This is a genomic window from Streptomyces sp. NRRL WC-3626 (assembly GCF_000718785.1).
Taxonomy (GTDB): domain Bacteria; phylum Actinomycetota; class Actinomycetes; order Streptomycetales; family Streptomycetaceae; genus Streptomyces; species Streptomyces edwardsiae.
In genome coordinates, this window is sequence record NZ_JOCA01000016.1 from 141,035 (window position 1) to 167,400 (window position 26,366).

Here is a 26,366-nt window from a genome sequence, read left to right on the forward strand (position 1 = left end):
TGAGCTGCCTCGGGGGCGGGGAGGCCATCGCTTCTCCGCCCCACCGCCCGGCCGGTCCGCGTGCCGGGCCATCTCACAGACTCAGACTTCCGGCTTCTGCGCGCCTACGGCCGAGCCGGTACGTACTTTCACCGGACCCAGGGAGCTTTTTCCATGAGTGCCGAGACTCCGGTCCAGAGCACCGGGACCTTCACCCGGCTGCGACTGCGTTTCCGCGACTGGCGGGGCGCCCGGCCGTTCTGGGCCGGTCTGTTCACGCTGCTGGGCGGAATACCCATCGCGTACTTCCCGTACGCGACGCTCAAGCTGGGCCATATGTCGCTCGCGATGGCGACGACGGCCGGCGCCGGCTCGCTGATCATCGGCGTACTGCTGTTCACGCTGGGCCTGACGATGTGGTTCCAGTCGGCCACCCGGGTCTTCGCGGGTGTCGCGGCGATCCTGCTGGCCCTCGTGTCGCTGGTGATCTCCAACATAGGCGGCTTCCTGATCGGCTTCCTGCTCGCGCTGATCGGTGGTGCCCTCGCCCTTTCCTGGGCGCCGGGCGAGCCGCCGGTCGAGGCCGAGGGGGAGCACCACGGTGACGACGCCCCCACGAGCGGGGCCGCGCCGGACGACGTGCCCCAGGACCCGGCGACGGGACCGCTGTTCCCGGCCGACCCCTTCGAGAAGGGTGAGGGCGGGGAAGCCGGCGGCGTCAGGGCCGCGGGAGGCCACCGTGTCGGCTGACCAGGTGCGCGGGCCGCGTCACGCGGCCCCCAAGAAGCCGCTGTTCACCAGGTTCCATGTGCCGAGCGGCAAGGTGATCGCGCTGGCGGCGATGCCCACCGCCGTTCTCATGGGCATGGGGTTCACGCCGACGCTGGCCGTCGCCGACGGCAACGACGGGGCGCCCACGGCGAACAGCCTCACCATCGACGAGTACCAGGCCTGTCTGGAAGTCCTCAAGGTCGACGAGAAGGACGCCGAGAAGGACGACGCGTCCGCGTCGCCCACGCCGTCCGCGTCGGAGAGCGAGAGCGCGTCCCCGGACGAGGAGCCCTCGGACGGGGCCACCGGCAAGGCCCCCGGGGCGGACAAGGGCACGGACGAGGACACGTCCTCTTCGTCGGATTCAGGTTCCGACGACAAGGACGACCAGGACGAGCCGGCGCCCGCCCCCTCCGCGACCGAGGGCGGTGACGACGCCGCCCAGGACGAGCCCGAGCCGGAGCCGTCGAAGACCGACCGCAACCTCCTGGACGACATCGGCGACAGCCTCAAGGACATCCTCACCCCGAAGGACAAGGAAGCCGAGGCGAGCCCCACCCCGTCCGCTTCCGCGACCGGGGAAACGGCCGAGGACAAGGCCGAGGACCAGGCGAAGGCCGCCGCCGACGCCGCCGAGAAGGCCACCGAACCGGCCGCGAAGGACACGGCAGAGGACGCCGCCGACAAGGCCACCGACGCCGCCGAGGACGCCGAGGAGACGGCCGAGGAAGTCGAGGAGGAGGCGACCGAGGACCCCGAGGCCACCGCCTCCCCCAGCCCCTCCGAGTCCCCCGCGGTCGACCCCGAGGACTGCCCGGTCGCCACCGACGCCGAGGGCGGCGTCGACAACAAGATCCTGCTGCCCGACGACCCGTGGACCCTCAACGCCAGCTCGCTGACGCTGAAGGGCGCCTCGTACAAGGGCATCGTCGAGGTGCGGACGGCGAGCGGCGCCACCAAGCGGGTGCTGAAGTACGTCATCTCCAACGGCACCGACATCGGGGACCTGCACCAGACGGTCCAGGACAAGCAGTCCGGGGCGACCCACCATGTGCAGGCGGCCAAGGGCTCGACGTCCACCATCACCGACGGCGACACCGTGATGTACACCGAGAGCATCTCCGGCAACCTGCTCGGACTGATCCCGATCACGTTCGACCCGGAGCACCCGCCGCCGCTCGACATCCCGCTGATCTACTTCACCAAGGTGACGGTGAAGCAGGCCGGCCAGTTCGGCGGCACCCTGCACGTGCCCGGGCTGCGGCAGTACATCACCACCTGAACCACCTGAATCACCTGAACCACCGGATACACCTGAACCACCGCACACCCGTCAGGACCCTTCCGGGAGCCGCGGAAACACCGAGGGCGCCCCCTGTCAGTCGCAGGGGGCGCCCTCGGTGCCGTACAGGCCCTTCACGGTCAGCCGGTCGCGCCGCCCAGGTGGTGGACGCGGACCATGTTGGTGGTGCCGGGGACGCCGGGGGGCGAACCGGCCGTGATGATCAGGGTGTCGCCCTCGCTGAAGCGGTTCAGCTTCAGCAGTTCCTGCTCCACCAGCTCGACCATCTCGTCGGTGCTGTTCACGAACGGCGCCACGTACGGCTCGACGCCCCAGCTGAGCGCCAGCTGGTTGCGGGTCGACTCGTCCGTGGTGAACGCCAGGATCGGCTGGACGGCGCGGTAACGCGACAGCCGGCGGGCCGTGTCGCCGGACTGGGTGAACGCCACCAGGCCCTTGCCGCCGAGGAAGTCGGCGATCTCGCAGGCGGCGCGGGCCACCGAACCGCCCTGCGTACGCGGCTTCTTGCCCGGCACCAGCGGCTGCAGGCCCTTGGAGAGCAGCTCCTGCTCGGCCGCCTGGACGATCTTCGACATCGTCCGCACGGTCTCGATCGGGTACGCGCCCACGCTCGACTCGGCGGACAGCATGACCGCGTCGGCGCCGTCCAGGATCGCGTTGGCCACGTCGGAGGCCTCGGCGCGGGTCGGCCGGGAGTTGGTGATCATCGACTCCATCATCTGGGTCGCCACGATCACCGGCTTGGCGTTGCGCCGGCACAGCTCGATCAGGCGCTTCTGCACCATGGGGACCTTCTCGAGCGGATACTCGACGGCGAGGTCGCCACGCGCGACCATCACGCCGTCGAACGCCATCACGACGTCCTCCATGTTCTCCACCGCCTGCGGCTTCTCCACCTTGGCGATGACCGGGACGCGGCGCCCCTCCTCGTCCATCACACGGTGCACGTCGGCGACGTCCTTGGCGTCCCGGACGAAGGACAGCGCGACCAGGTCGCAGCCCATCCGCAGGGCGAAGCGCAGGTCGTCGATGTCCTTCTCCGACAGCGCCGGCACGTTCACGGCCGTGCCGGGCAGGTTGATGCCCTTGTGGTCGGAGATGACACCGCCCTCGATGACGATCGACTTCACCCGGGGGCCCTCGACGTCCAGCACCTTCAGCTCGACGTTGCCGTCGTTGATGAGGATCTGGTCGCCGCGGGAGACGTCGCCCGGCAGGCCCTTGTAGGTCGTTCCGCAGATCGTCTTGTCGCCCGGTACGTCCTCGGTGGTGATGGTGAACTCGTCACCGCGCACCAGCTCGACGGGACCCTCGGCGAAGGTCTCCAGGCGGATCTTCGGGCCCTGGAGGTCGGCGAGGACACCGATGGCCCTGCCCGTCTCCTTGGCGGCGGCACGGACCCGGTCGTACCGGCCCTGGTGCTCGGCGTGCGAGCCGTGGCTGAAGTTGAAGCGGGCCACGTTCATGCCGGCTTCGATCAGGGCGACAAGCTGCTCGTGGGAGTCGACCGCGGGGCCGAGAGTACAGACGATTTTCGAACGGCGCATGGGGCGATCCTATCGGTTTGTTTCGCTACGGAATATTCCGTCTGGCGGAAGGTACAAATGAGAAAGTCCCTGCTCAGTTGTTCTCAGTCGTTCCTTTCGACCAGTGCGTATGTCTGCTGGGCGATCTCCATTTCCTCGTCCGTCGGTACCACCGCCACCGCGACCCGCGCACCCTCGGGCGAGATCAGCCGCGCCCCGCCGCCGCGTACGGCGTTGAGCCCGTCGTCCACCGCCAGGCCCAGCCCCTCGAGGCCCGCCACGGCCGCCTCCCGCACCGGGGCGGCGTTCTCGCCGACCCCGGCGGTGAAGGTCACCGCGTCCACCCGTCCGAGAACGGCGTAATAGGCACCGATGTACTTCTTCAGACGGTGAATGTAGATGTCGAACGCCAGCTTCGCCCGTTCGTCGCCCTCGTCGACCCGGCGCCGGATCTCCCGCATGTCGTTGTCACCGCACAGTCCGACCAGACCGCTCTTCTTGTTGAGGAGAGTGTCGATCTCGTCGGCGGACATTTTGCCAACACGCATCAAATGGAAGATGACGGCCGGGTCCATGTCTCCCGACCGCGTACCCATCACGAGCCCCTCCAAGGGCGTGAGACCCATGGAGGTGTCCACACAGCGCCCGCCCCGTACGGCGGAGGCGGACGCCCCGTTGCCCAGGTGCAGCACGATGACGTTCACCTCCTCCGGTGTCTTCCCCAGCAGCTTCGCGGTCTCCCGGGAGACGTACGCGTGCGAGGTGCCGTGGAAGCCGTAGCGGCGGATGCGGTGCGCGTCGGCGGTCTCGACGTCGATCGCGTAGCGGGCGGCCGACTCCGGCATCGTGGTGTGGAAGGCGGTGTCGAAGACGGCGACCTGCGGCAGGTCCGGGCGCAGCGCCGTGGCGGTGCGGATGCCGGTGAGGTTGGCCGGGTTGTGCAGCGGGGCGACCGGGATCAGCCGCTCGATCTCGGCCAGCACCCGGTCGTCGATCACCGTCGGCTCGGTGAAGTGCTTCCCGCCGTGCACCACCCGGTGGCCGATCGCGGCCAGCTCGGGGGAGTCGAGCCCGAGACCGTCGGCGGCCAGCTCCTCGGCCATCGTCTTCAGGGCGGCGTCGTGGTCGGCGACCGGACCCGTACGTTCCCGGGTCCCGCCGCCCGCCGCGAGCGGGGTGTGCCGGACCAGGGAGGTCCGCTCACCGATCCGCTCGACGAGTCCGGAGGCGAGCCGGCCGGCGTCGCGCATGTCCAGCAGCTGGTACTTCACCGACGAGGAGCCGGAGTTGAGGACGAGGACACGGGACGGGCTCACTGGGCGGCTGCCTTCTCGCTCGGGGCCTGGGAGGGAACGGTGTCGGGGGCGGCGGCCGGGGACTGGGCCTGGATCGCCGTGATGGCGACGGTGTTGACGATGTCCTGGACCAGGGCGCCCCGGGACAGGTCGTTGACCGGCTTGCGCAGACCCTGGAGCACCGGTCCCACGGCGACGGCGCCGGCCGAGCGCTGCACGGCCTTGTACGTGTTGTTGCCGGTGTTCAGGTCGGGGAAGATCAGCACCGTCGCCTGCCCGGCCACCTCCGAGCCGGGCAGCTTGGTCGCCGCGACCGACGGTTCCACGGCCGCGTCGTACTGGATCGGCCCCTCGATCCGCAGATCGGGCCGGCGCGAGCGCACCAGCTCGGTGGCGGTGCGCACCTTGTCGACGTCGGCGCCGGAACCGGACGTACCGGTCGAGTACGACAGCATCGCGATCCGCGGCTCCACCCCGAACCGCGCCGCCGTGACCGCCGACTGCACGGCGATGTCGGCGAGTTGCTCGGCGTCCGGGTCCGGGTTGACCGCGCAGTCGCCGTACACGAGCACCTTGTCGGCCAGGCACATGAAGAAGACGGAGGAGACGATGTCCGCGTCCGGCTTGGTCTTGATGATCTCGAAGGCGGGCCGGATCGTCGCCGCCGTGGAGTGCACCGAGCCGGACACCATGCCGTCGGCGAACCCTTCCTCGACCATCAGGGTGCCGAAGTAGTTGACGTCGGAGACGACGTCGTAGGCCAGCTCGACGGTGACGCCCCGGTGGGCGCGCAGGGCCGCGTACTTCTCGGCGAAGGCGTCCCGCAGCTCCGAGGTGGCCGGGTCGATGATCTGGGTGTCGCCGAGGTCGATGCCCAGGTCGGCGGCCTTCTTGCGGATCTGGTCGACGTCACCGAGCAGTGTCAGCTCGCACACGCCCCGGCGCAGCAGCACCTCCGCCGCGTGCAGCACCCGCTCCTCGCCGCCCTCGGGGAGCACGACCCGGCGCAGATCGGAGCGGGCCTGCTCCAGCAGCTTGTGCTCGAACATCATCGGGGTGACACGGTCGCTGCTGGGCGCGGAGACCCGCTTGGTGAGGTCGGCGGTGTCGGCGTACCGCTCGAAGAGACCGAGGGCGCGCTCGGCCTTGCGCGGGGTGGCCGCGTTCAGCTTCCCCTCCAGGGAGAACAGCTGTTCGGCGGTGGGGAAGCTGGTGCTGGGCACCGAGAGCACCGGTGTGCCGGGGGCGAGCCGGGAGGCGAGGGTGAGGATGCGCTCGGCGGGGACCTCGTCCAGGGTGAGCAGCACACCGGCTATCGGCGGGGTGCCGGCGCTGTGCGCGGCCAGCGCGCCGATGACCAGGTCGGCGCGGTCGCCCGGCGTGACGACGAGGCAGCCCGGGGTCAGGGCGGCGAGGAAGTTCGGCAGCATGGCGCCGCCGAAGATGAAGTCCAGGGCGTCGCGGGCGAGCCCGGAGTCGTCGCCGAGCACCACCTTCGCGCCGAGGGTGTGCGTGATCTGGGAGACCGTGGGCGCGGACAGCGCGGGCTCGTCCGGCAGTACGTAGCAGGGCACGGGAAGCCGGGTGGCGAGCCGCTCGGCGAGTTCGTCCCGGTCCTCGCGGTCGACCCGGTTGACCACCATGGCGAGCACGTCACAGCCGAGGGTGTCGTAGGCGCGGTAGGCGTTGGTGGTCTCGGCGCGCACCGACTCGGCGGTCTGCTTACGGCCGCCCACGACCGGGATGACGGAGGCGCCGAACTCGTTGGCGAGCCGGGCGTTCAGGCTCAGCTCGTCCGGGAACTGGGTGTCGGCGTAGTCGGTGCCGAGGACCAGGACGACGTCGTAGTCCCGGGCGACCCGGTGGAACCGGTCGACGAGGGTGGACACCAGCTCGTCGGTGCCCTGCTCGGCCTGGAGGGCGGACGCCTCGTGGTAGTCGAGGCCGTAGACGGTCGACGGGTCCTGCGAGAGCCGGTAGCGGGCGCGCAGCAGCTCGAAGAGACGGTCGGGCCCGTCGTGCACCAGGGGGCGGAAGACCCCCACCCGGTCGACCTGCCGGGTCAGGAGCTCCATGACGCCGAGCTCGACGACCTGACGGCCGTCGCCGCGGTCGATGCCGGTCACGTACACGCTGCGGGTCACGCGCGCTCTCCGTTTCGTCGGGGGGCCGCAAGGGGCTTCGCCGGGTCACACCGTGCCTCGCCGCGCGCCGTGGTGGGCCGCGACGGGGCCGATAAAAATCACCCACCGAGGTGAGTGGATCCCTCTTGACAATACCTCTGGCGCTGGTTACAGCGCCCACCAGTGGGGCGTCGGCGCCGCTCCGGGGGACATGAAACAATCGAGACTGGCTCACAGGTATCGACAGCGACCAGGAGACACAGCACGATGCGTATAGGAGTCCTCACCGCAGGCGGCGACTGCCCTGGGCTGAACGCAGTGATCCGATCGGTCGTGCACCGGGCGGTCGACAACTACGGCGACGAGGTCATCGGCTTCGAGGACGGCTACTCGGGCCTGCTCGACGGCCGCTACCGCACGCTCGACCTCGACGCGGTCAGCGGCATCCTCGCGCGCGGCGGCACGATACTCGGCTCCTCCCGGCTGGAGCGCGACCGGCTGCGCGAGGCCTGCGAGAACGCGTCCGACATGATCCGCGACTTCGGCATCGACGCCCTGATCCCGATCGGCGGCGAGGGCACGCTCACGGCGGCGCACATGCTGTCGGAGGCGGGCCTGCCGGTGGTCGGCGTCCCGAAGACGATCGACAACGACATCTCCTCCACCGACCGCACCTTCGGCTTCGACACGGCGGTCGGTGTCGCGACGGAGGCGATGGACCGCCTGAAGACCACCGCCGAGTCCCATCAGCGGGTGATGGTCGTCGAGGTCATGGGCCGGCACGCGGGCTGGATCGCCCTCGAGTCCGGCATGGCCGCCGGCGCCCACGGCATCTGCCTGCCCGAGCGCCCCTTCGACCCGGCGCAGCTGGTCAAGATGGTCGAGGAGCGTTTCGCCCGCGGCAAGAAGTTCGCGGTGATCTGCGTCGCCGAGGGCGCGCACCCGGCCGACGGCACCATGGACTACGGCAAGGGCGAGATCGACAAGTTCGGCCACGAGCGCTTCCAGGGCATCGGCACGGCTCTGGCCTACGAGCTGGAGCGGCGGCTCGGCAAGGAGTCCAAGCCGGTCATCCTCGGCCACGTCCAGCGCGGCGGCACCCCGACGGCGTACGACCGCGTCCTCGCCACCCGCTTCGGCTGGCACGCGGTGGAGGCGGCGCACCGGGGCGACTTCGGCCGTATGACGTCCCTGCGCGGAACGGACATCGTGATGGTTCCGCTGGCCGAGGCGGTAACGGAACTGAAGACCGTGCCGTCGGACCGAATGGACGAGGCGGAGTCGGTCTTCTGAGGGGCTCGGCCCTGGGAGTGCGCGGAGGACCACGCGCTCCTGGGGCGCGAAGGGGCTGCCCCCAGGGACGGGACGGGAAGGGGCGGCGGGGGCGAGAACCCCCTAGTAGACCTCCACCGCAGCCCAGAAGTGATCGACGATCCGGTTGAGGAAGTCCCTCCCGTTCTCCCCCGCATCGTCGTAGTCCCCGGCCCAGCTCAGCGTCGCGGCCATGTGCCCCCGATAGTCCTGATGAAGCCGGCGCAGAACCGACTCCAACTGCCGCCGTTCCAGCGGCGCGATCCTCCCCACCGCCCGGACATACGGCTGCCAGCGCCCCGTGACCGCACTCCGCAGCAGCTCCGCGAGCGTGTCCTCCCTGCCGGTGACGGCGACGACATCGGCCAGCGAAAGGCCGAGGAGCCGGGTCAGCGACGCCACCTGACGCTCACTGCCCCGCCAGCGACCGGTCTGCTCCATCCGGAGATACGCATGAAGCTCATGCCCCACCCCCCGCGCGACATCCTCCGGCGCCAGTCCCCGAGCCACCCGATGCTCACGCAAGGTCCGCGGCCGCCCGATGAGCTCCCCGGGCGAACACCACAACACCCCCGCGAGCGCGCTGAGTTCGGTATGCGACGGAGTGGCAGCCCTCCGCTCCCACGCGTCGACGAGCGCGGACGTCACATACGGCAGCCCGTACGAGCCGCGCAGGGCGTGGGCGACATGGTCGGGGTCCATGCCCAGCCCGGACCGCAGCCGACGGGCGGCCGGCGCGTTGAACGGAGGGGGCGGATGGCGGTCGGTACGAGCGGAGGGTAGTCGATGCACGGCCCACAAATTAGGCCCGCACGGGAAAGCTGACTACGGACTGTTCGGCCAGGATCACGCATTGTGCGAAGGTACGGCTACCACCGGATCGGGCCCCCGGTCCGACCCTGCCCGCACCTAGCCCCCCGACCCCGCACCACACGAACGGCAAGCTCAACGGGCATATGCGTAACCCCCCGTTGACATCCCGAACAAACCCGGGGACTTCAAGCGTTCGAGATTCGGAACCCCGTACGACACATGGGCCCCTCAACCACTCCCTCCCGCGCGGCGCAAATCAACCGCGTGAAGCCCGGCGGACGGGGCGGGAGGGCGGCTGGGCCCCGCGGGACCGGGCCGTGGACGGTTCCCCTACCGACGGCCGTCGCTCTTGCCGGTGACCGGACCGTGGAAGGTGCCGCCGCGGAAGTCGATGTGGTCCCCGGCGTACGTCGCTCCGCCGTCCCCGTGCCGATGGGGGCGCTCCTCGGAGTCGGAGGAACCCTCGCGGGGGCGGTGCTTGTGCAGCACCGCCACCGTCACCGCGGCCGCCTGCTCGGCCGCGCGCTTCTGCGAGCCCGAGGCGTCGGCCTCGTGCTTCCCGGCGTCGGCGCGGTCGCTGATGCCCCGGATCACCAGCGCGTTCAACTGGCCGTTGAGATGGGCCGCGTGAGCCGCTCCGGAGCCCTCCATCTCGATGGCGCCCGCGTCGTTGTAGTTCCTTCGGATGAACCGGGCGATCTCCGACGTGGCGTCCGCCAGGACGACATCGCCCGTGGCGATCGGCAGCAGGTGCGCTCGTACGTCGGGCATGTCCCGCACGGCGGAACGGGCCGCCTGGACGAGCGCGTGCGAGCCCGGCAGGGATTCCGGCCGGACCTGGAAACCCTCCGGTGTCTGCTTGCCGCCGTGGATCTCGTACACCTTCGTGCCGACGACGACGTCACCGATTTCGACGTCGTCCTTCAGACTGCCGGCGACACCGACGAAGAACACCGCTTCGGGGCCGAGCCAGTTGATGAGCTGGGTGGTGAGAGCGGCGGCACGCTCGGCGCCCATGCCCAGCTCGGCGAGCGCGACGTGCCAGGGCGTACCGGGTAGTCGGCCCTTCTCGACCCAAGTCCCGTCGCGGTGGACCAACTCCTCCCGCTCGTCCACGTGTGCGCGGACGGCGGCGTATTCGAGCGGAAGTGCGGTCAGGACCAGAACTGTGGGCCGGATCTCCTGCATAGTCATAAATTACCGCTGGGAGAAGGGACAGGTGTGCCGGAACAGGACCTCACCGTCGGGCAGTTGCTGCTCGCCGAATACCAGAGCGTCAAGGACGAGCAGAAGGCGCGGATCGGGTTCCGCGACAATCTGCTGTACGTCACCCTCGCCGTCGTGGCCGCCGTCATCGCCGCCGCGGCCCAGGCCAAGCAGCCCTCGATGCTGCTCGCGCTGCCGCCGGTGTGCGTCGTCCTCGGGTGGACCTACCTCGTCAACGACGAGAAGATCTCGGCGATCGGCCTCTACGTCCGCGACGGCCTGGGGCCCCGGCTGGCCGCCCTCACCGCGCACGGGAACGGGTTCACGACGTTCGGGTGGGAGGCGTACCACCGGAGCGACACCCGGCGCCGGTCGCGCAAGACCATCCAGACCGTGATCGACCTGACGGCGTTCTGCGCGGTACCGCTGGCCGCCCTGGTCGTGTTCTGGGTGAACGGCGACGGCGGCGGGCTGATGGTCACCTTGTCCGTGGTGGAGGCGCTCGCCGTGACGGGGCTCGCCTCGCAGATCGTGTGGTACGCGAAAGCGGCGTGAAGCCTGCCGCACAGCGCTATTTTTGACGCACTGTCACATACCGGGGGCGAGTACGGCCAATGGAAGCGGCACTGCTGGTGGCCCTGGCCGAGGGCGCGGGCGGGGACGGTGGGCGCCGGGCGGTGGAGAGGCTGGCGCGGGCGATGGGGCTCGACGCCGGGGCATCCGCCCGGGAGATCGCCGGGGCGGCGGCGGATCCGGCACGGCGGGATGCCGTACGGGAGTGGGGTGAGGCGCTGGCCGACCTGCTCGCCGCCGATCCGCGGGGCCTCGCCGGCGCGGTCGCGCGGGCCATGGAGCAGACCGCGCCGGGAAGCGGGATGTCCTGGTACGGCGGTGACCACCCCGACTTCCGGGGCGGGGTCTTCCTGCGCGAGGTGATCGGCGTGCAGGTCGTGATCCAGCACGGCGGGACCGCCGTTCCCGAGGCGCTGGCCGGCCTGCCCGCGCGGCCCGGTGGGTTCGCCGGCCGGGAGCGGGAGACGGAGGAACTGCTGCGCGCGCTCGACCCGGCCGGGGAGCAGCCGGCGGCGACCCTCGTCGCGGCCGTGTCCGGTCTCGGCGGCATCGGCAAGACCGCGCTCGCCGTCGAAACCGCGCACCTGGCCCACGAACGGGGCTGGTTTCCCGGCGGCGTTCTCTTCATCGACCTGCACGGCTACGACCGGGACCCCGTCACCGCCGACCGTGCCCTCCAGGCCCTGCTGCGAGCCCTCGGTACCCCGCCGGAACACATCCCCACCACGACGGACGAACGGGCGGCGCTCTACCGTTCGACGCTGGCCGGCCGCGCCCACGAGTGCGGTCCGGTGCTGGTCCTGGCCGACAACGCCTCCTCACCGGACCAGGTACGGCCCCTCCTGCCCGGTGACCCCCGGCACCACGTGCTGGTCACCTCACGCGACCGGCTGCCCCAACTGGGCGCGCGACTCTTTCCGTTGGACCAGCTGGGCCCGAGGGAGGCGTACGAACTCCTCGACCGCGCACTGCGGATCGCCGACCCGTACGACAGCCGGGTGGCCGACGATCCCGACACGGCCGAGCGACTCGCCGGGTTCTGCGGACACCTCCCGCTGGCCCTGCAGATCGCGGCCGCCCTGCTGGCCGAGGACCCGGGCAAGCCGGTCGCCGAACTCGTGGACGAGATGACCGAGTCCCGCGACCGCCTCGACCACCTCGACGACGGGGAGCGCAGTGTCCGTGCCGCGTTCGAGCTTTCCTACCGCCGGCTGCCGTCCGAGCAGGCGCGGTTGCTGCGTCTGCTTTCTCTGGCGCCCGGACCCGAGGTGAGTGACGAGGTCGTCGCCGCTCTCGTCGGTGCCGAGAAGCCCCCGGTGCGGGCCCTGAAGGCCCTGGCCCGTGCACACCTCGTGGAGAGGGGGAGCGAGCGCGGCTGGTGGCGACTGCATGACCTGGTGCGGGTGTTCGGGGCGGGTGTCGTGACGGAGGATGAGGGGTTGCGGAAAGAAGGGGAGGCGGCGCGGGAGCAGGTACTGGGGTTCTACTTGCAGTGGGCAGACGCGGCTGACAACCGGTTGCGGTGGCTGCCGGGAATGCCGGAGCCGGAGCGGTTCGGGGACCGGGGGCAGGCGCTGGCGTGGCTGGACGGTGAGCGGGCGGGCCTGGTGGAGGCGGTGGGATGGGGGCGGGAGAAGCGGTTCGCCGTAGTGGCGATGGCGCTGGCCCAGTGTCTGGGGGTGTACCTGGACTGGCGGCGGTACTTCGACGACCTGATCGCGGTCGCGGAGGGGGCGCGGGAGGCCGCGAAGCTTGCCGGGGACCGGATGGGTGAGGCCACTTCGTGGAGCTATCTTGGCAATGCCTTGCGGAGTGCGGGCCGTGCGGAGGAGGCGATCGGAGCCCACAGCCGGGCCCGCGACCTGTTCCATGCCGCCGGGGACGGCCAGGACAAGGCCATCGGGTGGGGCAACCTCGGCAACGCCCTGCGGGAGGCGGGCCGGGCGGAGGACGCGATCCTGGCCCTCATGCGGGCCCGCACCCTGTTCCATGCCGCCGGGGACCGCCACGGCGAGGCCGGCGCGTGGAACAACGTCGGTCTCGCCCTGCGGAGTGCGGGCCGGGCGGAGGAGGCTATCGCGGCCCTCATGCGGGCCCGCACCCTGTTCCATGCCGCCGGGGACCGCCACCGCGAGGCCATGGCGTGGAACAATCTCGGTCTCGCCCTGCGGGAGGCGGGCCGGGTGGAGGAAGCGATCGGGGCATACGGCAGGTCCTTGAAGCTCCGCCACGAGTTCGAGGACTGGTACGGCGAGGGACAGACCTTCCGGTCATTGGCCCTCGCTCACGAGGCCGCCCACCAGTCCGTCGAGGCCCGCACCGCCTGGCTCCTGTCCGCCGGCGCCTTCACCCTCGCCGACGCCCCTGCCGACGCCGCTCAGGCCCGCACCCGTGCCGCCGCACTGGACGACCCCACCCCCTAACGCCCCTTCTCCACCCCCCGGACCCACCGATACTGCAACTCGGGCCGCCCCACCGTCCCGTACTGCGGCCGCCGGGCCGCCCGGCCCGCGTCCACCAGATGCTCCAGATACCGGCGGGCCGTGATGCGGGAGATGCCGACCGCGTCGGCGACCCCCGTGGCCGTCAGGCCTTCGGACGCGTCGCGGAGCGCCACCGTCACCCGTTCCAGGGTGGGGGCGCTCAGGCCCTTGGGGAGGGCGGCCGGGCCCGGAGCACGCAGGGCCGCCAGCGCCCGGTCCACCTCGTCCTGCCCGCTCGCCTCCCCCACCGCCGCGTGGAACTCGGCGTACCGCACCAGCCGGTCCCGCAGGGTCGCGAAGGTGAACGGCTTCAGTACGTACTGGACGACACCCAGAGAGACCCCTTCCCGTACGACCGCGAGGTCCCGCGCCGACGTCACCGCGATCACGTCGGCGTGGTGGCCGGCCGCGCGCAGGGAGCGGGCCAGCTGCAGTCCGTGCACGTCGGGCAGGTGGAGGTCGAGGAGGAGCAGGTCGACGGGGGTGCGGTCCAGCGCCCGCCGCGCCTCCGCGCCGGTGTGGGCCTTGCCCACGGCGACGAAGCCGGGGACGCGGTCGACGTACATGACGTGGGCGTCGGCGGCGACCGGGTCGTCCTCGACGACCAGCACTCTGATGGACTCCCCGCTCATACGGCGCCTCCCGGACTCTTCGCGACGGCGGCCTCCCGCAGCGGCAGCCGGGCCTCGAAGGCCGCGCCTCCCCCGACGGCGGTGGCCACCGACAGGGAGCCGCCGTGCCGGGCCACCGCCTGGCTGACCAGGGCGAGGCCCAGGCCGCGCCCGCCGGAGCCGGACGGTTTGGTGGTGAAGCCGCGCTGGAAGACCGCCTCCGCGTGGTCCGGGTCCACTCCGGGGCCGGTGTCGCAGACCCGCAGGATCAGCTCCGCGCCGGACTCCTCGGTCAGGGCCGTCACCGTCACCCGGGGGCCGACGCCGCCCTGTACGGCGTCCACGGCGTTGTCGATGAGGTTGCCGAGGATGGTGACCAGGTCGCGGGCGGGCAGGGTGTCCGGGAGCAGTCCGTCGTCCAGGCGGCTGTCGTCCGAGACGACCAGTTCCACGCCGCGCTCGTTCGCCTGGGCCGTCTTGCCCAGCAGCAGCGCGGCGAGAACCGGCTCGCTCACCGCCGCCACCACCTGGTCGGTGAGCGCCTGCGCCAGCTCCAGTTCCGCGGTCGCGAAGTCGACCGCCTCGTCCGCCCGGCCCAGCTCGATCAGCGAGACCACGGTGTGCAGCCGGTTCGCCGCCTCATGCGCCTGCGACCGCAGTGCCTGCGTGAAGCCGCGCTCGGAATCCAGCTCGCCCGTCAGCGACTGGAGCTCGGTCACGTCCCGCAGGGTCACCACCGAGCCACGCCGCTGGCCGCCGGTGACCGGCGAGGTGTTCACCACCAGGACCCGGTCCGCCGCCAGGTGCACCTCGTCCACCCGGGGCTCCGAGGCGAGCAGCGCGCCCGTCAGCGGAGCCGGAAGGCCCAGCTCCGCCACCGATCTGCCCACGACATCCGCTCCGTCCTCGTCCTGGTTCACACCCAGCAGCTCCCGGCCGCCGTCGTTGATCAGCGCCACCCTGTACTGCCCGTCCAGCATCAGCAGCCCCTCGCGCACGGCGTGGAGCGCGGCCTGATGGTAGTCGTGCATATGGCTGAGCTCGTCCGCGTTCATCCCGTGGGTGTGCCGGCGCAGCCGTGCGTTGATGACGTACGTGCCGATGGCGCCGAGTCCGAGGGCGCCGGCCGCGACCACGATCAGTGCCGTCAGCTGTCCCTGGGCGCGCTGGCTGATCTGCTCGACCCTTATGCCGGCGCTGACCATGCCGACGATCCGCTCGCCGTCCAGGATCGGGGTGACCGCCCGGACCGACGGGCCGAGGGTACCGGTGTAGGTCTCGGTGAACGTACGGCCCGCCAGTGCCGGGGCCGTGTTGCCCTGGAAGACGAGGCCGATCTGGTCCGGATCGGGGTGCGTCCAGCGGATGCCCCGCGGATCCATGATCGTGACGAAGTCGACGTCGGTGTCCCGCACCACCTCCACCGCGTACGGCTGGAGCTTCGCGGACGGGTCCGGCGTACGGATCGCCTCCCGTACGGACGGGGAGTCGGCGACGGACCGGGTCACCGCGGTGGCGTGACGTTCCGCCGCCTGTTCGGCCTGGCTGCGGTCACTGACGTAGGTGAACAGCGCGGACCCGGCCACGACGACCGTGATGAGCACGGCCTGCATGGCGAAGAGCTGACCCGCGAGGCTGCGGGGCCGGGGGAGTGGGATGCGCATGCCTGCCAGTCTGCCTTCCGGTTGTGCGGTGAACTAAATGAACGGAAGGGTGACCGCGCTCACAGGGCGAGACATAGTCACGGCATTCCCCCAGGGCTGTCCACGGGCCCTGATCCGAATCTCCCCGGACGTGAGCCGCACGCCGGTGATGCCGACGACGTCGTCAAGGAGGGCCGCCGTGACCACCACTGCCGCTACGGCACCTGCACCCAAAGCCAAGCGGGACCGCACGCACTATCTCTACATAGCGGTGATCATCGCCGTCGCCCTCGGCATCGCCGTCGGTCTGCTCGCGCCCGACTTCGCGACCGAGCTGAAGCCGCTCGGCACCGGGTTCGTGAACCTGATCAAGATGATGATCTCGCCGATCATCTTCTGCACCATCGTCCTGGGCATCGGCTCGGTGCGGAAGGCCGCCAAGGTCGGTGCCGTCGGCGGTATCGCCCTGGCCTACTTCCTGGTGATGTCGGTCGTGGCGCTCGCCATCGGCCTGATCGTCGGCAACATCCTGGACCCGGGCACCGGCCTCGCCGTGACCGACGCCGTCAAGGAGACCGGCCAGGCGCAGGTCGACGCGGAGGCCAAGAGCACCGTCGACTTCCTGATGGGCATCATCCCGACCACGATCGTCTCGGCGTTCACCGCCGGCGAGGTCCTGCAGACCCTGCTGATCGCCCTGCTCTGCGGCTTCGCGCTGCAGGCCATGGGCTCCGCCGGGCAGCCCGTCCTGCGCGGCATCGAGCACATCCAGCGCCTCGTCTTCCGCGTCCTGGCGATGATCATGTGGGCGGCCCCGATCGGTGCCTTCGGCGCCATCGCCGCGGTCACCGGCTCGGCCGGCGTCGACGCGCTCAAGAGCCTGGCCGTGCTGATGCTCGGCTTCTACACCACCTGTGTGCTGTTCATCTTCCTGGTGCTGGGCACGATGCTGCGGGTCGTCGCGGGCGTCAATGTCCTCGCGCTCTTCAAGTACCTGGGCCGTGAGTTCCTGCTGATCCTGTCCACCTCCTCCTCCGAGTCGGCGCTGCCGCGCCTGATCGCGAAGATGGAGCACCTGGGTGTCAGTAAGCCGGTCGTCGGCATCACCGTCCCGACCGGCTACTCCTTCAACCTCGACGGCACCATGATCTACATGACCATGGCCTCGCTGTTCATCTCCGACGCCATGGGGACGCCGATGTCGATCGGCGAGCAGATCCCGCTGCTGCTGTTCCTGCTGGTCGCCTCGAAGGGCGCGGCCGGTGTCTCCGGCGCGGGTCTCGCCACGCTGGCCGGCGGTCTGCAGTCGCACAAGCCCGCCCTGGTGGACGGCATCGGCCTCATCGTCGGCATCGACCGCTTCATGAGCGAGGCCCGCGCCCTCACCAACTTCGCGGGCAACGCCGTCGCCACCGTCCTGATCGGCACCTGGACCAAGGAGATCGACCGGGACCGGGTGGACGAGGTCCTCGCCGGCAAGGCCCCCTTCGACGAGCGGACGCTTCTGGACGACCACGTCGGTGCGGACGACGCCCACGCCGGACAGGGCGGCGAGAAGGAGCTCGCCAAGGCCTGACGGCCCGCACCGCACCCCGCAGACCCGGGCGGCCGGGACACTCCCCCCGTAGCCCAGCCGCCCGGTGGCCGGAGGCCCGCCACCCGTATCCGGGCCTCCACAGCCGCCGAGCGGCCGGTCTCCACCCCCGTGAGCCCGGCCGCTCGGTCATGTCCGGCTCCGCGCCGCCCTTGCCTTGACGTCCGCGTCAAGGCTTACGTTCGTCCGTATGCGAATCGGCGAGCTGGCCGCACGCGCCGGGACCACCACGCGCACGCTGCGGTACTACGAATCCCGTGGGCTGCTGTCCGCGCGGCGCACCGGCAACGGTTACCGGACCTACGACGAGAGCGATCTGTTGCTGCTGCGGCAGATCCGCACGCTCCAGGACTTCGGGTTCGGCCTGGAGGAGACCCGGCCCTTCGTGGAGTGTCTGCGGGCCGGGCATCCCGAGGGCGACTCCTGCCCCGCCTCGCTCCAGGTCTACCGGCGCAAGCTGGACGAGCTGGACGCCCTGATCGGCGAGCTGAGCGCCGTACGGGCGAAGGTCGGGGAGCAGCTGGCGCGGGCGGAGTCGGCGCGGGACGTGCTGGCCGCCGACGCGGGGGTTCCGGGCGGCCCGGAACCGGTGTGCGAACTGGGAGGGGAGCAGCCATGAGCGGAGTGCCGGACGTCACGGACGCGGACTTCGGACGAGAGGTGATCGAGGCGGAACTGCCGGTGCTGGTGGAGTTCACCGCCGACTGGTGTCCGCCGTGCCGGCAGATGGCGCCGGTGCTGAGCGCGCTGGCCGCCGAGGAGGAGGGCCGGCTGAAGGTCGTCCAGCTGAACGTGGACGCCAATCCGGATACGACCCATGCCTACAAGGTGCTGTCGATGCCGACCTTCATGGTCTTCCGGGGCGGGGAGCCGCTGCGGTCGATGGTGGGGGCAAGGCCGAAGCGGCGGCTCCTGGAGGAGCTGGCGGACGTGCTCTGACCTGGTACGCGACACAAGAGAACCCCCGGGCAATTGCGCCCGGGGGTTCTCTTTGCGTATATTTATTGATTCGCGACTTCAGAAGTAAGAAGGCGCAATGAAGTTCAGTAGCCACAGTATATCCGGGCGGGAGCGGAATTGTCAAACACCGAATTGCCGGACGATGAATTGCGGCAGGAACAGCAATTCGTCGACGGACTGTACGCACGCGTGGACGCCCTGCGCGGCGACGCCGAGGTGTCCGTCACGGAGGCCCTCGCACAGGGCCACACCCCGAGGCAGGCCAGGCTGGAGCGGGACATCCTCGTCGCCGAGCGCTCCGGGCTGCTCGCCGCGCTGAACGCCGTCGACGGCTCCCTCTGCTTCGGCCGTATCGACCTCACCTCCGGCGGCACCCACCACATCGGCCGGATCGGCCTGCGCGCCGACGACACCGAACGCACCCCCGTCCTCATCGACTGGCGGGCCGACGTCGCCCGCCCGTTCTACCTGGCCACCGGCCACACCACGATGGGGCTGCGGCGCCGCCGGCACATCTCCACCGAGGGCCGCCGGGTCACCGCCCTGCACGACGAGATCCTCGACCTCGGCGACGACACCCGCACCGGCCACGAGGACCCGACCGGCGACGCCGTCCTGCTCGCCGCGCTCAACTCCGCCCGCACCGGCCGCATGGGCGACATCGTGCGCACCATCCAGGCCGACCAGGACCGCATCATCCGCGCCCCGCACCGCGGCGTCCTGGTCGTCGAGGGCGGCCCCGGCACCGGCAAGACCGCCGTCGCCCTGCACCGCGCCGCCTACCTCCTCTACGAGCACCGCGAACTGCTGGCCCGGCGTGCCGTCCTGATCGTCGGCCCCAACCCGGCGTTCCTCGGCTACATCGGCGAGGTGCTGCCCAGCCTCGGCGAGACCGGCGTCCTCCTCGCGACCGTCGGCGAGCTGTACCCCGGTGTGCGGACCACCCGGACCGACACCCCCGAGGCCGCCGCGGTGAAGGGCCGCGCCGCGATGGCCGACGTCCTCGCCGACGCCGTACGCGACCGGCAGGCGCTGCCCGACCCCGTGATCGCGATCGAGCACGACCGCGAGATCCTCATGCTCGACGACGGCCTGGTGAACGTCGCCCGCGAGCGCACCCGCGCCGCCGGCCTGCCGCACAACGTGGCCCGGGAGCACTTCGAGGGGCACATCCTCAACGCGCTCACCGACATGGTCGCCGAACGCATCGGCACCGACCCCTACGACGGCTCCAACCTGCTCGACCCCAGCGACATCACCCAGATCCGCGACGAACTCGCCGACAACCCTGAAGTCTGGTCCGCCGTCGACCGGCTGTGGCCCCGGATCACCCCGCAGCGCCTCGTCGCCGACTTCCTCGCCGCGCCCGAGGAGTACCTGTCCGACGAGGACGCCGCGGCGGTCCGCCGCCCCGTCACCCGGCACTGGACCGTCTGTGACGTGCCCCTGCTCGACGAGGCCGCCGAACTCCTCGGTGAGGACGACCGGCTCGCCCGCGAGCGCGCCGAACGCGAACGGCGGACGCAGATCGCCTTCGCGCAGGGCGTCCTGGACGTGTCGTACGCCTCCCGCACCTTCGAGTTCGAGGACAAGGAGGACGCCGACCCGGACTCCTCCGAGGTGCTGTCCGCGCACGACATCATCGACGCGGAACGCTTCGCGGAACGGCACGAGGAGGACGACCACCGCAGCGCCGCCGAACGCGCCGCCGCCGACCGCACCTGGGCGTTCGGGCACATCATCGTCGACGAGGCGCAGGAGCTCTCCCCGATGGCGTGGCGGCTGCTGATGCGGCGCAGTCCGACCCGTGCGATGACTCTGGTCGGCGACCCGGCCCAGACGTCGGAGGCGGGTGGTGTCGGCGCCTGGGCGGACATCCTCGCCCCCTACGTCGAGGACCGGTGGGAGCACACCCGGCTGGCCGTCAACTACCGCACGCCGGCCGAGATCATGGATGCCGCCGCGGCGGTCGTCCGTGCGGAGCACCCGGATTTCGAGCCGCCGGGCTCGGTGCGGTCCACGGGCGTACGGCCCTGGGTGCGCGCCACCGACGACCTGGCCGGTGCGGTCGCGGATGCCGTCGCGGAACTCCTCCCGGAGGAGGGGCGGTTGGCGGTCATCGCGCCACGCGCCCTGCATCGTGGCCTGGCCGCCCGACTCGACGGGGTGACGGCGGGTGCCGAACCCGATCTCGCGCAGGCGGTCGTCCTGCTCGACCCGCGTCAGGCGAAGGGGCTGGAGTTCGACTCCGTGCTGGTGGTGGAGCCGGGGCGGTACGGGACGAGCGATCTGTATGTGGCGCTGACCCGGGCGACCCAGCGCCTCGGCATTCTGCATGCCGAGGCGCTGCCGAAGGGGCTGGTGGACGTGGTGTAGCCGGCTGCGGGTGCGGGGCGTGCTGATGCTAGGCCGGGCGTAGCCATACCGTTGCCAGGGGCGGCAGGGTCAGGCGGATCGAGGCCGGGAAGCCGTGCCGGCCCTGGGGGTCCGGCTTCAGGGGGTCCGGGTGGGTGACGTCGGTGCCGCCGTAGCGGGCCGCGTCCGTGTTCAGGGCCTCGTGCCAGGCGGGCGCGTCGTCCGGGACGCCGATGCGGTAGTCGTGCCGTACCACCGGGGCGAAGTGGGACACCGAGAGCAGCGGGGAGCCGTCGGCGTCGTAGCGCAGGAACGCGAAGACGTTGTCCTCGGCCGCGTCCCCGGTCACCCACCGGAAACCGGACGGCTCGGTGTCGCCCTGCCACAGCGCCGGGGTGCGCCCGTACACATCGTTGAGGTCCCGCACCAGATCGCGCACCCCGCGATGGTCGGCCTCGGCGCCGTAGTGCGGGTCCAGCAGCCACCAGTCCGGGCCGTGCGCCTCCGACCACTCGGCACCCTGCGCGAACTCCTGCCCCATGAAGAGCAGTTGCTTGCCCGGATGCGCCCACATGAAGCCCAGGTAGGCCCGCAGGTCGGCCCGCTGCTGCCACCAGTCGCCCGGCATCTTCGACACCAACGACCGCTTGCCGTGGACGACCTCGTCGTGGGAGATCGGCAGCACATAGTTCTCGCTGTACGCGTACACCATCGAGAACGTCATCTCGCCGTGGTGGTAGCGGCGGTGGACCGGCCCGTGGCTCATGTACTGCAACGAGTCGTGCATCCAGCCCATGTTCCACTTCAGCCCGAACCCCAGCCCGCCGAAGCCGCTCGGGCCCTTGTGGTGGGTGGCCCGGGTGACGCCGTCCCAGGCGGTGGACTCCTCCGCGATGGTCACGACCCCCGGCACCCTGCGGTACACGGTCGCGTTCATCTCCTGGAGGAACGCCACCGCGTCCAGGTTCTCCCGGCCGCCCTGCTCGTTCGGCGTCCACTGGCCCGGCTCGCGCGAGTAGTCGAGGTAGAGCATCGAGGCGACCGCGTCCACCCGCAGCCCGTCGATGTGGAACTCCTCGCACCAGTACAGGGCGTTGGCGACGAGGAAGTTGCGCACCTCGCGCCGGCCGAAGTCGAACTCCAGCGTGCCCCAGTCGGGATGGGCCGCCCGCAGCGGATCCTCGTGCTCGTACAGCGGCCGCCCGTCGAACTCCGCCAGCGCCCACTCGTCACGCGGGAAGTGCGCCGGCACCCAGTCCATCAGCACCCCGATCCCGGCCCGGTGCAGGGCGTCGACCAGGTACCGGAAGTCGTCCGGGGTGCCGAGGCGGGCCGTGGGCGCGTAGAACCCGGTGACCTGGTAGCCCCACGAGCCGCCGAAGGGGTGCTCGGCGACCGGCATCAGCTCGACATGGGTGAAGCCGAGGTCCTTCACATACGCGGGAAGCTGCTCGGCCAGCTGCCGGTACGTCAACCCGGGGCGCCAGGACGCCAGATGCAGCTCGTACACGGAGAACGGCGCCCGGTGCGCGGGCACCCCGGCCCGCCGCTCCAGCCACTGTGCGTCGCCCCACTCGTACGCCGACGACGTGACGATCGACGACGTGGCCGGCGGCACCTCCGTACGGCGGGCCAGCGGGTCGGCGCGCAGCGTCTTCGAACCGTCGGGGCGGGTGATCTCGAACTTGTACAGCTCGCCCTCCCCGATCCCGGGCACGAACAGCTCCCACACGCCCGTCGAGCCCAGTGACCGCATGGGGAAACCGGTGGCGTCCCAGAAGTTGAAGGAGCCCGCCACCCGCACCCCTCGGGCGTTCGGCGCCCACACCGAGAAGCGGGTGCCGGGGACGCCCTGGTGCGTCGTCGGGTGCGCGCCGAGGACCGTCCACAGCTCCTCGTGCCGGCCCTCGCCGATCAGATGCAGATCGAGTTCGCCGAGCGTCGGCAGGAAGCGGTACGCGTCCTCGGTCTCGTGCACCGTCCCCTCGTACGTCACGAGCAGCCGGTACGCCGGGACCTCGCCCAGCGGCAGCAGACCGGAGAAGAAGCCGTCGCCGTCGTCGTGCAGTTCGACGGTCAGGCCCCCGGAGACGACGGTCACCGCGAGGGCGTACGGCCGGAACGCCCGGAAGACGACCCCGCCGGGCACCGGATGCGCGCCGAGCACGGAGTGCGGGGCGTGATGGGTTCCGTTCAGCAGCCGGTCACGGTCGCCGGTGGTCACGGCGGGGGAGACGGCGATCTCCATGTCCGGGGGGAGGGGCTGCGCGGTGGCCGCCTCCGCCACGACCGCCTTCTTCGGGGCCTTCCCGGCCACCTTCTTCACCACGGCCTTCTTCACCACGGCCTTCTTGGTCCCGGCCTTCTTGGCCTCACCCTTCTTGCTCCCTGCCTTCTTGTTCCCTGCCTTCCTGGCCGGGCTCTTCGCCGAGGCGGCCTTCTTCGCCGGCACGGCAGCCGGTCGCTGCGGCTGCTCCGGATGCTGCGGACCGCTGGACTCGGGGCGGGGGGTCACGGGCGAAGCCTCCTGGACGCGGGTCGGATGGGTCAGGTCAGATCGGCCGTGGCGAGCCTGTGCACCGCGGCCATCGGTACGGGCAGCCACTCCGGGCGGTGCCGGGCCTCGTAGAGCACTTCGTACACCGCCTTGTCGGTCTCGTACGCGCGCAGCAGCACCGGCTCGGTGCGCGGGTCCCGGCCGGCCGCCTCCGCGTACCCGGAGCAGTACGCGGCCCTGCACCGCGTGGCCCAGTCCGGGTGCGGCGGGTCCACCGAACGGGCCGCGTAGTCGAAGGACCGCAGCATGCCGGCGACGTCCCGCACGGTCGGCTGCGGCATCCGCCGCTCGGCCAGCGGCCGGGCGGGTTCCCCCTCGAAGTCGATCAGCGACCACCGGCCGGCCGGGGAGCGCAGACACTGCCCGAGGTGCAGATCACCGTGGACCCGCTGAGCCGTCCAGGCGGGGCCCTCGGAGGCCAGATCGTCCAGTGCCGTGTACGCCGAGCGCAGCCCGCCCGCGTACGGCCGCAGCGCCGGCACCGCGTGCACGGCCGCCTCCAGCCGCTCGGCCATGCCGTCCACCAGCGAACGAAGCTGGGCGTGACCCAGTGTGACCGTGGGGAGCGCGCGGGACAGCGCGGTGTGCACCTCGGCGGTGGCCCGCCCGAGCGCCCGCGCCTCGGCGGCGAAGTCCTCGCCCTTGGCCAGCTCCCGCAGCGCCAGCTCCCAGCCGTCCGTCGCGCCCTGCACGAACGGCTGGAGCACGCCCAGCACATACGGTTCGGCCGCGGGCGGCGGTCCCGGCGTCTCGTCGGGGTCCGCGACCAGCCAAGCCGTCGGCGGCGGCACCCGGGGGCAGCCCTCGCGGGCCAGCGCCAGCGGCAGCTCCAGGTCGGGGTTGATCCCGGGCACGATCCGGCGCAACAGCTTCAGGATGAACGTATCTCCGTAGACGACCGAAGAATTCGACTGCTCGGCGGTCATCAGGCGCGGCACCAGGCCGGACCGGATCTCCTGGCGCGGGTCCCGTTCGAAGCGGAGCCCGCCGATCCGGGCCTGGGTGCGCAACGCCTCCAGGAGCAGTTCGGCGGGCCGGGTGTCGTGCAGGGCCTCGTAGACCGTATGTCCGGCCAGCGGGCCCCGTGTGACATGACCGATCAGCGCGGGCGCGAGCCGGGGCGGCAGCGCCTCGCGCACGCCTATGAGCAGCTGGTAGCAGTCGCCGGGCTGCTCGGGGCCGCCGTGCCCCGGCCGGCTCGGCTGATGGGCGCGCACGAGAAGGTGGTACAGGCCGAGCTTGGCGGCGGGCGGCAGCAGCTCGGTCGCCGCGACCAGGGCGAACCCGGTGACGGGGCGGCCCTTGCCCGCGAACCAGCGCTGCCGCGGCAGCCACTCCCTCAGCAGTGGATCCAGTGACGCAAGGAGGCCGGGCGGTGTCGTGACGGTGCGTGTGACGGCTTCCGACATGGCGTCGCGTCCTTCCCCTCTTTCGGCGCGCCCAGGGGGCGCCGCCGGTGGGCGGGGTGTTACTCATGCGTGCCCCGGGCGGAGCGGGGGAAACCGCCCCGCCCGGGTTCTACGCGGCGTCCTTCCGGAGCCGGAACCAGTAGAAGCCGTGGCCCCCGAGGGTCAGCAGATACGGCAGGTCGCCGATGGCCGGGAAGCGCACCCCGCCGAACAGCTCGACCGGGTGCCGCCCCGCGAAGGCGCTCAGATCCAGCTCCGTGGGCTGTGCGAAGCGGGAGAAATTGTGCACGCACAGCACCAGGTCGTCCTCGTGCTCCCGCAGGAAGGCCAGCACCGCCGGGTTCGTGGACGGCAGCTCCGTGTAGGAGCCGAGGCCGAACGCCGGGTTCTGCTTGCGGATCTCGATCATCCGCCGGGTCCAGTGCAGCAGGGAGGACGGCGAGGCCATGGACGCCTCGACGTTCGTGACCTGGTAGCCGTAGACCGGGTCCATGATCGTGGGCAGGAAGAGCCGGCCGGGGTCGGAGGACGAGAAGCCCGCGTTGCGGTCCGGTGTCCACTGCATGGGGGTGCGTACGGCGTCGCGGTCGCCGAGCCAGATGTTGTCGCCCATGCCGATCTCGTCGCCGGCGGATGCCGATGTTGGCCCGCATGCGGGGGTCCTTGGCGTACTCCGCCCACATGTAGTCGCGTTCCTCGTCGGTGACCATCTCCAGGGTCAGCTCGTCGTGGTTGCGCAGGAAGATGCTTGCGCACCCGCTTCAGGAAGGCGTGGGTCTCCGGGAGGTTCTCGCAGTTGGTGCCCTCCTGCTGGTACAGATACGGCACCGCGTCCAGCCGGAACCCGTCGATGCCCAGGTCCAGCCAGAACTTCAGCGCGGAGATCATCTCCTCCTGGACCGCCGGGTTCTCGTAGTTCAGATCCGGCTGGTGCGCGAAGAAGCGGTGCCAGTAGTACTGCTTGCGTACGGGGTCGTACGTCCAGTTGGAGGCCTCGGTGTCGACGAAGATGATCCGCGCGTCCTGGAACTGCTTGTCGTCGTCGGCCCAGACGTAGTAGTCGCCGTACGGCCCGTCGGGATCCTTCCTCGACTCCTGGAACCACGGATGCTGATCGCTGGTGTGGTTCATGACGAAGTCGATGATGACGCGCATACCGCGCTGGTGAGCGGAGTCGACGAAGTCCACGAAGTCGGCGAGGTCGCCGAACTCCGGGAGTACGGCGGTGTAGTCGGCGACGTCGTAGCCGCCGTCCCGCAGCGGGGACTTGAAGAAGGGCGGCAGCCACAGGCAGTCGACGCCCAGCCACTGCAGAGGCGGGAGTGTCCTCGAAGGTGTCCGGGACGGGTTCGTTGACGATCATGTGGTGGGTGACCCTCCGATCGACGGGCTGGACGGTCGCGGAACACGGCTGTGCTCATCCGGGAGCTCACTCCCGGATGTCCGGCCGACGACGAGCACATGTGCTCCCCCCGGCTCCAGGCGCACATAGTTGGCACTGCCCCACTGATAGGTCTCGCCGGTGAGCTCGTCGCGCACCGGTACCGACTCGTGCCGGTTCAGGCCGAGTTGCGGCATGTCCAACGAGACCGTGGCCTCCTGGGTGTGGTGGGGGTCGAGGTTGGCGACCACCAGAACCGTGTTCGAACCGTGCCGCTTCGAGTAGGCGATGACCTCCTCTTTGTCCGCGTGATGGAAGTGGATGTCGCGCAGTTGCCGCAGGGCCGGGTTCTCGCGGCGGATGGTGTTGAGCTGGGTGATGAGGGGGCTGAGGGTGGTGCCCTGGCGTTCGGCGGTTTCCCAGTCGCGGGTGCGGAGCTGGTATTTCTCGCTGTCGAGGTATTCCTCGCTGCC

The 26,366-nt window shown here is 71.0% G+C and carries 19 protein-coding genes and 1 pseudogene; 9 read left to right on the forward strand and 11 right to left on the reverse strand.

Annotated features, from left to right (window positions below; all coding sequences use genetic code 11):
* The first annotated feature begins 153 nt into the window (after positions 1–153).
* A complete protein-coding gene (locus tag IF28_RS0123780; RefSeq protein ID WP_030223910.1) occupies positions 154–729 on the forward strand; it encodes a DUF6114 domain-containing protein in 576 nt (191 codons plus the stop codon).
* Positions 719–2,032, forward strand: a complete 1,314-nt coding sequence (locus tag IF28_RS0123785; RefSeq protein ID WP_030223912.1) for a hypothetical protein — start codon at positions 719–721, stop codon at positions 2,030–2,032. The genes IF28_RS0123780 and IF28_RS0123785 overlap by 11 nt, the downstream gene beginning before the upstream one ends.
* 140 nt (positions 2,033–2,172) lie before the next feature.
* On the opposite strand, the gene pyk is transcribed toward IF28_RS0123785, so the two are convergent.
* The 3 genes from pyk to pta all read right to left on the reverse strand — a co-directional run bounded on the left by pyk (position 2,173) and on the right by pta (position 7,018).
* A complete protein-coding gene (gene pyk, locus IF28_RS0123790; RefSeq protein WP_030223913.1) occupies positions 2,173–3,600 on the reverse strand; it encodes a pyruvate kinase in 1,428 nt (475 codons plus the stop codon).
* An 83-nt stretch (positions 3,601–3,683) separates the two neighbouring features.
* Positions 3,684–4,895, reverse strand: a complete 1,212-nt coding sequence (locus IF28_RS0123795; RefSeq protein WP_030223914.1) for an acetate kinase — start codon at positions 4,893–4,895, stop codon at positions 3,684–3,686.
* The gene (gene pta, locus IF28_RS0123800) at positions 4,892–7,018 is read right to left on the reverse strand and encodes a phosphate acetyltransferase (RefSeq protein ID WP_030223916.1); all 2,127 of its coding nucleotides are present in this window, start codon (positions 7,016–7,018) and stop codon (positions 4,892–4,894) included. The genes IF28_RS0123795 and pta overlap by 4 nt, the downstream gene beginning before the upstream one ends.
* Positions 7,019–7,264: 246 nt before the next feature.
* On the opposite strand from pta, the gene IF28_RS0123805 reads away from it, so the two are divergent.
* Positions 7,265–8,290 (forward strand): ATP-dependent 6-phosphofructokinase, encoded by a 1,026-nt coding sequence (locus tag IF28_RS0123805; protein WP_030223918.1) that lies wholly within the window; start codon positions 7,265–7,267, stop codon positions 8,288–8,290.
* Positions 8,291–8,392: 102 nt separating this feature from the next.
* Here IF28_RS0123805 and IF28_RS0123810 read toward each other — a convergent pair whose 3' ends face one another.
* Both IF28_RS0123810 and IF28_RS0123815 read right to left on the reverse strand, forming a co-directional pair.
* Entirely contained in the window at positions 8,393–9,109 is a 717-nt protein-coding gene (locus IF28_RS0123810) for a helix-turn-helix domain-containing protein (protein WP_030223920.1), read from the reverse strand.
* A gap of 342 nt (positions 9,110–9,451) precedes the next feature.
* Positions 9,452–10,309 carry a nucleosidase gene (locus IF28_RS0123815; RefSeq protein WP_051713846.1) on the reverse strand — a complete coding sequence of 286 codons (858 nt, stop codon included), beginning with the start codon at positions 10,307–10,309 and terminating at the stop codon, positions 9,452–9,454.
* A gap of 33 nt (positions 10,310–10,342) precedes the next feature.
* Here IF28_RS0123815 and IF28_RS0123820 point away from each other — a divergent pair, with 33 nt between their 5' ends.
* Complete coding sequence (locus IF28_RS0123820; RefSeq protein ID WP_030223924.1) at positions 10,343–10,882, forward strand: hypothetical protein; 540 nt, start codon at positions 10,343–10,345, stop codon at positions 10,880–10,882.
* A 59-nt stretch (positions 10,883–10,941) separates the two neighbouring features.
* Positions 10,942–13,323, forward strand: coding sequence for a tetratricopeptide repeat protein (locus tag IF28_RS0123825; protein WP_030223927.1), 2,382 nt, complete (start codon positions 10,942–10,944; stop codon positions 13,321–13,323).
* On the opposite strand, the gene IF28_RS0123830 is transcribed toward IF28_RS0123825, so the two are convergent.
* A complete protein-coding gene (locus IF28_RS0123830; RefSeq protein ID WP_030223929.1) occupies positions 13,320–14,015 on the reverse strand; it encodes a response regulator in 696 nt (231 codons plus the stop codon). The two genes, IF28_RS0123825 and IF28_RS0123830, sit on opposite strands and share 4 nt — an antisense overlap.
* The gene (locus IF28_RS0123835; RefSeq protein ID WP_030223931.1) at positions 14,012–15,658 is read right to left on the reverse strand and encodes a sensor histidine kinase; all 1,647 of its coding nucleotides are present in this window, start codon (positions 15,656–15,658) and stop codon (positions 14,012–14,014) included. Before IF28_RS0123835 ends, IF28_RS0123830 begins: the two co-directional genes overlap by 4 nt.
* Before the next feature lie 178 nt (positions 15,659–15,836).
* Here IF28_RS0123835 and IF28_RS0123845 point away from each other — a divergent pair, with 178 nt between their 5' ends.
* From IF28_RS0123845 to IF28_RS0123860, 4 genes are all read left to right on the forward strand, one after another.
* On the forward strand, positions 15,837–17,213 hold the full coding sequence (locus tag IF28_RS0123845; RefSeq protein WP_030223933.1) for a cation:dicarboxylate symporter family transporter: 1,377 nt from the start codon (positions 15,837–15,839) through the stop codon (positions 17,211–17,213).
* 208 nt (positions 17,214–17,421) lie between these two features.
* Positions 17,422–17,850, forward strand: coding sequence for a MerR family transcriptional regulator (locus IF28_RS0123850; RefSeq protein WP_030223935.1), 429 nt, complete (start codon positions 17,422–17,424; stop codon positions 17,848–17,850).
* Positions 17,847–18,170, forward strand: a complete 324-nt coding sequence (locus IF28_RS0123855; RefSeq protein WP_030223937.1) for a thioredoxin family protein — start codon at positions 17,847–17,849, stop codon at positions 18,168–18,170. The genes IF28_RS0123850 and IF28_RS0123855 overlap by 4 nt, the downstream gene beginning before the upstream one ends.
* A 168-nt stretch (positions 18,171–18,338) precedes the next feature.
* Positions 18,339–20,567 (forward strand): HelD family protein, encoded by a 2,229-nt coding sequence (locus IF28_RS0123860; protein ID WP_030223939.1) that lies wholly within the window; start codon positions 18,339–18,341, stop codon positions 20,565–20,567.
* A 28-nt stretch (positions 20,568–20,595) separates the two neighbouring features.
* On the opposite strand, the gene glgB is transcribed toward IF28_RS0123860, so the two are convergent.
* From glgB to IF28_RS0123880, 4 genes and pseudogenes are all read right to left on the reverse strand, one after another.
* Positions 20,596–23,061, reverse strand: coding sequence for a 1,4-alpha-glucan branching enzyme (glgB, locus tag IF28_RS0123865; protein ID WP_078621375.1), 2,466 nt, complete (start codon positions 23,059–23,061; stop codon positions 20,596–20,598).
* 32 nt (positions 23,062–23,093) lie between these two features.
* Positions 23,094–24,512: a maltokinase N-terminal cap-like domain-containing protein gene (locus tag IF28_RS0123870; protein WP_030223943.1), complete on the reverse strand. Its 1,419-nt coding sequence runs from the start codon at positions 24,510–24,512 to the stop codon at positions 23,094–23,096.
* A gap of 109 nt (positions 24,513–24,621) precedes the next feature.
* Positions 24,622–25,875 (reverse strand): annotated as a pseudogene (locus IF28_RS38765) (alpha-amylase family glycosyl hydrolase).
* Positions 25,872–26,366 (reverse strand): alpha-glucosidase C-terminal domain-containing protein (locus tag IF28_RS0123880; RefSeq protein WP_030223945.1); only part of this gene is annotated, 495 nt, incomplete at its 5' end. The gene IF28_RS0123880 and the pseudogene IF28_RS38765, both read right to left, overlap by 4 nt.